The following is a 6,747-nucleotide window of genomic DNA, read 5'->3' on the forward strand; positions in this document are numbered from 1 at the left end:
CCACGGAGGCCCGCCCCGAGGGTACGTCCCTGTAGCCCATCGGGGCTCTCGCGACATCCATGTCGCATGACCTCCTGAGCGCCGGTTTCGTTCGGCCTGCTGAAGGGGCGTTCCGGTGCGCTCGGGTATTTCTCTGGAAGTCCAAAAGCCAGAGCGAATGCGCTTTGGCTTTTCGTAGGAGCGAGCTTGCTCGCGAACCCAGGGTTCGCGTTCTCGGGAATGACGAGAGGAGGTAGGCGTTCCGGGATGACGCCGAACTCCCCGCACGCTCCGAACAGCCCCCTCTCCCTTTGGGAGAGGGCTGGGGTGAGGGAGCGAAGCCAGGCTGTCGCACCTTCGCTGAACCACTACCTATCGCTTAAGTGAACAGCATTACCGGCGAACCGGGGCTTTTTCATCGCAGGCCCGATCAGGCATGCAGGAAGCGCAACGCATCCGCCGCCGTCTGCTGCGGGATTTCCTCCATGGGAATGTGGCCCACCCCGGGATAAGTCTTCACCTGGATGCCCGGCAGGTCGCGCTGCCACAGCGGCACGTGCTTCGGCGAAATCCAGCGGTCGCGCTCGCCCCACATCAGCAGCGTCGGTACCTTGAGCTGCGCCACCCGCGCCGGGGTGCCCGGCAGTTCCTCGCGGTTGGCCTTCACCAGCACGCGGAAGATGTCGATCATGGCGCGGCGGTTGCCCGGGCGGCGGCTGATGTCGTAGTAGCGGTCGACCACCCCGGGCTGGATGCGCTGCGGGTTGCCGTAGACCTCCCTGATCCCCTGGGCCACCAGGGCGCGCGGCATCCAGGCCGGCATCAGCAGGCCGGCGCCGGGCAGCGCGGCGCTGGCGATCATCAGCGGCACCTTCTGCATGTGGTAGCCGGCCGGGTCGACCAGGATCAGCCGCTCCACCCTGTGCGGCTGGGCCAGGGCGTAGTTCCAAGCGATGTAGCCGCCCAGGGAGTTGCCGGCGATGGACACCCTGTCCAGCCCCAGGCGTTCGAGGAACAGGCCGAACACCTTCACCAGGCGCTCGCCGCTGTAGTCGCGGTCGCAGCCGCCGCCGGTGAGGCCGAAGCCGGGCACGTCGAGGCGGACGATGCGGAAGTGCCGGGCCATCTCCGCCACCCAGCCGTCCCAGGTGTGCAGCGACGCCATCACCCCGTGCACCAGCACCAGCACCGGCTTGTCGCGGCCGCCCTCGTCGCGGTAGTGGATGGGGAAGCCGTCCACCTCGATGAAGCGCGAACCGGCTTCGGCCGGCGCGTAGCGGTCGATCAGGGCTTCCAGCGGCAGGGCGCCGAAGCCCAGGCGGGCGAAGCCGGCCGCCAGCGGCGGTTGCAGGCTGTAGGTTGCGGACATGGGGCACTCCGGTGCGCGTTGTTGTCGATGCCCGATCAGAGCACAGCGCCCCGCCGCGTTGCGCCCAACCTAGGTAGTGCGCTTGCAGAGGCTGTCGACCAGCAGGTCGCCGAGTACCCGCTTGACCTCTTCCAGGTCGGGCCGCACGGCGCCGCCGAGCAGTTCGTGGGAGGCCGCCTCCAGGGCCCAGAGCAGCGCCTGGTAGGTCAGGGACGCGTGCTTGACGCCCTCGCCGACGAAGCGTTCCTCCAGCAGCGCCTGCAACTCGTGCAGCGCCTGGCGGCGGTGCGCGGCCAGGGGTGAGTCGGAGCGTAACGCTTCCTCGTGCATCAGGCGGATGATCGGCCCCACCGCCTGGTGGTAGTCGAAGAAGCGCGCGACCATGGCGCGCAGCCAGGCCTCGCTGCTGCCGGTGGCGGTGCGCATCTCGCGGAAGCGCATCAGCAGCAGCTGCACGGCGGTGCGGTAGATGCCCTCGAGCACGTCGAGCTTGCCGTCGAAGTACTTGTAGAAGGTGCGCCGCGAGACGCCGGCCGCCGCCAGCAGGTCGTTCACCGTGGTCTCGGCCAGGCCCTTGGCGACGAACACCGGGATGCTCGCCAGCTGGATGTTGGCGCGCTGCAGGTGGTTGACCAGCGGCCCCTCGCCGCTGCCTTCCTGGCGCGCCAGGGCGCCGTAGCCGCCGAGGTCCTCGAACACCGCCAGCACCGCGCCGGATTCCTGGATCGTCATGCCCCCTCCACCCAACCAAGGCGCGGGGTGACGCCGGCCCCGCCCGTCGCTAACCTAGGCCGACCGCTCCCGCGCAAGGAAAGCCCGTTCGTGCCGACCCTAACACGCCGCCTGCTGTGGCCGCTGGCCATCCTTTTGCTGGTCGTCTGCCGCCCCGCCGCAGCCGCCGGCAACGAGCTGTTCTACCTCGGCCAGCGCATCCCGGACATCCAGCGCACCTGGACCAGCGAGGACTACCAGCAGCTGATCGACGCGCTGAAGAAGATCGAGGAAACCCAGGCCAACAGCCTGCCGCGGCGCAGCGGCGAATTCACCGGGCCGATCTACCAGCGCATGGTCAGCGAGGAGAACTTCCGCCCGCAGATGAACATCTACGCGCCGCTGGAGCTGCGCCAGAACGAGGCGCGCGAGGTGCTGTTCAAGCTCAAGGAGCTGATGCGCCTGTACTTCGACTTCCGCGCCGCCAAGCAGCCCTACGGCGCAGAAGCCCTGGGCCTGATGAGCTATTCGCTGCGCGAGCAGGCCATCCTGTTCAACCTGACGGTGGAATTCTGGATGACCCTGGCGCAGAGCGAACAGCGCAACCCGGTACGCCTGAAGGGCATGCAGGAAGCCAAGGCCGCGGCGGCGATGCTGACCAGCAGCGCCCTGGACTACCTGGACCTGACCGCGCAGTTCGAGCGCCAGGACCTGGTGCTGTACAGCGCCGAACTGGCCAAGCAGTTGCCGGAGCTGTTCATCCACCTGCCCGGCGAAACCCGCGGCCAGCTGCTGGCGCGGGTGCAGGCGTTCGCCGACAAGCATCCCTACCCGGAAGTGCGGGAAAACATGCGCGAGCTGCTGCCGGTGCTGCAGGGCATCCAGGCCGACGTGCAGCGCCAGCTGGCCAAGCCGGCGAAGGGCGCGCCGGCGCCGAAGGCGTTGGATTTGAGTCCGCCGAAGGAATAAATAGCGCGGATCGCAGCTCTTCGTAGGAGCGAGCTTGCTCGCGAATGTGTTCTGCCGTTGGCTTCGGTGCTGGCCTTGAAGAGCGCCCTCTCCCTAACCCTCTCCCTGAAGGGAGAGGGGATCGTTCGGCGTGGTCTGGTTTTCCCGAGTCAGCCGGCAGGCGCGGTGGTTTCCGGCTAAAACCATTCCTTCTCTCGGCACGGTCTAGCCCCCTCTCCCTTCAGGGAGAGGGCTGGGGAGAGGGAACGGAGTCGATCCGAAACACAGCTGCTGCCGGTAAATCCCGTTCGCGAGCAAGCTCGCTCCTACGAAGAGCCAAGCAACCAAGCTAACGCAACAACCCCAACACCTTCGCCCGGGCCACCGCCTGGGTGCGCCTTTCCACCCCGAGCTTGTCGTTGATGTGCCGCGCATGGCTCTTCACGGTATGCAGCGAAATGAACAGGCGCTCGCTGATTTCCTGGTTGGATAGGCCCTGGGCGATCAGCTCCAGCACCGCCAGCTCGCGGCCGCTGAGGCCGTCGGCGAGGGTGGCCGGGCGTTCCGCCTGGGCCGGCAGGCGTTGCAGCAGCAGGCGTTGCAATGGACAGGGCGCGCGCTGCTCCAGTTGCTCGCGCAGCCAGTCCGGCTCCTGGGCCAGCAGTTCCTGCAAGGGCAGCAGCGCCCCGCCGACGGCGCCTTGCAGGCAGGCGTCCAGCGCTTCGCGGGCCTCGCGTTCGCGGCCTTGCTGCAACAGCAGGCCGGCCAGTTGCGCCTGGGCCAGGCGCGCCGGCATCTGCGCCCCGGCCGGCTGGGCCGCAGCGATCAGCGTGCGCAGGCGGCGCTCGGCCTCGGCCGGGCGCTCCTCGCGGCGGGCCAGTTGCGCCTGCAGCAGTTCGATGTAGTACGGCAGTTGCGGGTGGCACTCCGGCGGCGTCGCCGGGTTGGCCCCGGAGTAGGTTTCGCCCAGGCGCTCCAGCCAGGCCGAGGCCAGCTCCAGTTGCCCCTGGGCCAGCCACAGCTCGCATTTGACCAGGGTGATGACCGACAGGTAGTAAACCGGCGGCACGTCCCACACGTGCATCAGGCGTTCGGCCTCGGCCAGTTGGGCGAAGGCCTGGGTGTAGTTGCCCTGGCGCCCTTCCAGGCCGGCCAGCGCGCAGTAGCCGATCACCAGGCTGACGTCGCGGCAGGCGCGGGCCTCCTCGATACCGGCGCGCAGTTTCTGGCGTGCCTCCTCGCCTTGCAGGCCCAGGCCGCGCAGGTAGCCCTGGTAGATCAGCAGCCGGCCGCGCACGGCGTAGCGCCGGTGCGCCGGTTGCCCGGCCAGGCGCGCTAGGCCCTGTTCCAGTTCCTCGCTGGCGCGCAGGACCTCGCCGCGGGCCTGCAGGCCGCGGGCGCGGTCGTAGTGCACCAGCGCTTCGAGCAAAGGGTTGCCGAAGCGCTGCGCCAGCTCCAGGGCCTCGCGGTTGAGGCCGCGGGCGCCCCAGGAGTCGCCGCGCACGATGGCCAGGTTGGCCAGGCTCGACAGGCACATCAGGCGCGGCCCGGAGCGCTCCATCGGGAGCTGCGCCAGGGCCTCGGCGCAATGCCGTTCGGCGCCTTCGATGTCGCCACGGCCGCGGGCGATGATGCCGGCCAGGGCCTGCCACTGGGCCAGCAGGTCGGCCTGGGTGGCGGCGTCGGCGGCGGGCAGGAAGCGCGCCAGCTGGGCGCCCAGTTCCTCGGCGGCGTCCAGCTGGCAGGCCAGGGCCAGGGCCCAGCTGTACAGCACGATCAGCCGCGGCGTGCTCGCCAGCAGGCTGTCGGGCAGGTCCATCTTCCAGCGCAGCAGGGTGGCGACGTTCTGCTCGGCCAGCAGCTGTTCTTCCGACAGGCTCTGCACCAGGCTCGCCGCCACTTCCGGGTGGCCGGCGCGCAGGGCCTGGTCCACCGCCTCGTCGAGCAGCCCGCGGGAGCTGAACCAACGGCAGGCGCGCAGGTGCAGCGAACCCGCCGAAGGGCCGTCGGCCGGCAGTTCGCGGGCCAGCAGCAGGTCGGAGAACAGGTGGTGGTAGCGGAACCACTGGCCCTGCTCGTCCAGCGGCACCAGGAACACCTGGTGCCGCTGCAGGTGGCGCAGGATGGCGGCGCTGTCGTGGCTGTCGCGCAGGGCGTCGCACAGTTCGCCGCAGAAGCGTTCGAAGCGCGCCGTCTGCAGCAGGAAGGCCTGGACCTCCGGCGGCTGCTTGTCGATCACCTCTTCCAGCAGGTAGTCGCGGATCAGTTCCTCGGTGCCGTTCAGCGGCGCGTCGCAGCCCTGCCCGCCAAGGCCCTCGGGGTGGGCCAGCAGCCACAGGCGCAGGCCGGCGATCCAGCCCTCGCTGCGTTCGATCAGGCGCTCGACCAGCGCCTCGCTGGCCGGGGTGCCGCTGGCCGAGACCAGGGCGGCGGTTTCCTCGGCGGTCAGGCGCAGGTCCTGCTCGCTGAGTTCCAGCAACTGGCGCGACAGGCGCAGGCGCGCCAGGTGCCAGTCCGGGCGCTGGCGGCTGGTGACCAGCAGCACCAGGCCGGGCGGCTGGTGGTTGAGAAGGAATTGCAGGCAGCGGTCGAGCACCGCGCCCTGGGCCAGGTGGTAGTCGTCCAGCACCAGCAGCAGCGGCGCCTCGGCGGACAGGCGCTCGGCCAGTTCGTCGAGCAGGTCGTCGAGCCAGGCCTCGAAGGCGAACGGCTGGTGGCGCTGGCGCATCTTCAGCACCGCCATGGCGTCGTCGCCGAGCCCCGGGAGGTACAGGCGCAACCCTTCCAGCAGGCGTTCGAGGAAGCGCCCCGGGTCGCTGTCCCGCGCGCTCAGGCCCAGCCACAGGCTGCGCCAGTGCGGCGCCAGGGATTCGCAGAACTCGATGGCCAGGGAACTCTTGCCGAACCCGGCCGGGGCCGAGAGCAGCAGCAGGCGCCCGCCCAGGCCCGCGCCCATGCGCTGGCACAGCCGCGCGCGGCTGACGTAGCCGGCGGGCAGCGGCGGCCGATAGAAGCGGCTGCCGCCTGGCGGGCTGGCGTTCTCCGGCGGGAGTGGCAGAGTCGAGAAGTCGGTCATGCCCTGGCGCTTGCTCTAGTTCTTATGGGGGATCCTTCGTAGCCGAGCCTAGTAGCTCGACCGGGCTATTTGAAGCCGAATTTGTTACATAACCCGGCGTTTTGCCACTAAATAATTCAGCATTCTCAGATAAATACGACATATTCCGACGGAACATCCTCTTCTGTATCGGCAGGGGATTCCGTATTCACAGCCGGAATATCCGCCAATCATCGGAAAGGTAACGGGGTTCGCGGTTTTCGGGGCGTTGGGATGCCTATGGGCTAGCCGCGCCGAGGTGTTCCGTAGGATGGGTTGAGCCTGCGAAACCCATGCTGCCGTGGTGATGGGTATCGCTTCGCTCAACCCATCCTACGGGGCTCGTCCCCCTGTAGGAGCGCGCCCTGCGCGCGAAATCGCGGGCAGGGCTCGCTCCTACAATTCCAGGATGGCACGGGCGTAGGAGCGGACCTTGTCCGCGATGGTCGGGTATTCCGGCGCGGATCGCGGATGAGATCCGCTTACGCTGCCCCACCTGCGCCGTCCCCCTGTAGGAGCGCGCCCTGCGCGCGAATCGCGGGCAGGGCCCGCTTGTGTCAGCGACTTTCGATAGGATCGAAGGTGAGAGCGACGGGAGGCAAGCTGCAGGTCCGCGGTGTTGCGAGCACGAGTAGGAGCCCAAGCT

The 6,747-nt window shown here is 68.9% G+C and carries 4 protein-coding genes; 1 reads left to right on the forward strand and 3 read right to left on the reverse strand.

Annotated elements, in window-relative coordinates; all coding sequences use genetic code 11:
• Window positions 1–409: 409 nt before the first annotated feature.
• Both RN02_RS07955 and RN02_RS07960 read right to left on the reverse strand, forming a co-directional pair.
• Entirely contained in the window at window positions 410–1,348 is a 939-nt protein-coding gene (locus RN02_RS07955; protein ID WP_043314016.1) for an alpha/beta fold hydrolase, read from the reverse strand.
• A gap of 69 nt (window positions 1,349–1,417) precedes the next feature.
• Window positions 1,418–2,080, reverse strand: coding sequence for a TetR/AcrR family transcriptional regulator (locus tag RN02_RS07960; RefSeq protein WP_043314017.1), 663 nt, complete (start codon window positions 2,078–2,080; stop codon window positions 1,418–1,420).
• Window positions 2,081–2,170: 90 nt separating this feature from the next.
• Between RN02_RS07960 and RN02_RS07965 the strand changes: the two genes are divergently transcribed.
• Window positions 2,171–3,028, forward strand: a complete 858-nt coding sequence (locus RN02_RS07965; protein WP_009616021.1) for a hypothetical protein — start codon at window positions 2,171–2,173, stop codon at window positions 3,026–3,028.
• Between the two features lie 328 nt (window positions 3,029–3,356).
• Here the strand turns inward: RN02_RS07965 and RN02_RS07970 are convergent, their stop codons facing one another.
• Window positions 3,357–6,083: a LuxR C-terminal-related transcriptional regulator gene (locus RN02_RS07970; protein ID WP_043314018.1), complete on the reverse strand. Its 2,727-nt coding sequence runs from the start codon at window positions 6,081–6,083 to the stop codon at window positions 3,357–3,359.
• Window positions 6,084–6,747: the final 664 nt, after the last annotated feature.

This window comes from Pseudomonas sp. PI1 (assembly GCF_000812405.1).
GTDB lineage: Bacteria > Pseudomonadota > Gammaproteobacteria > Pseudomonadales > Pseudomonadaceae > Pseudomonas > Pseudomonas citronellolis.

Bases quoted from the DNA above. Each gene is read 5' to 3' on its own strand.
- RN02_RS07955 (WP_043314016.1), bottom strand. From the start codon at position 1,348: ATGTCCGCAACCTACAGCCTGCAACCGCCGCTGGCGGCCGGCTTCGCC.
- RN02_RS07960 (WP_043314017.1), bottom strand. From the start codon at position 2,080: ATGACGATCCAGGAATCCGGCGCGGTGCTGGCGGTGTTCGAGGACCTC.
- RN02_RS07970 (WP_043314018.1), bottom strand. From the start codon at position 6,083: ATGACCGACTTCTCGACTCTGCCACTCCCGCCGGAGAACGCCAGCCCG.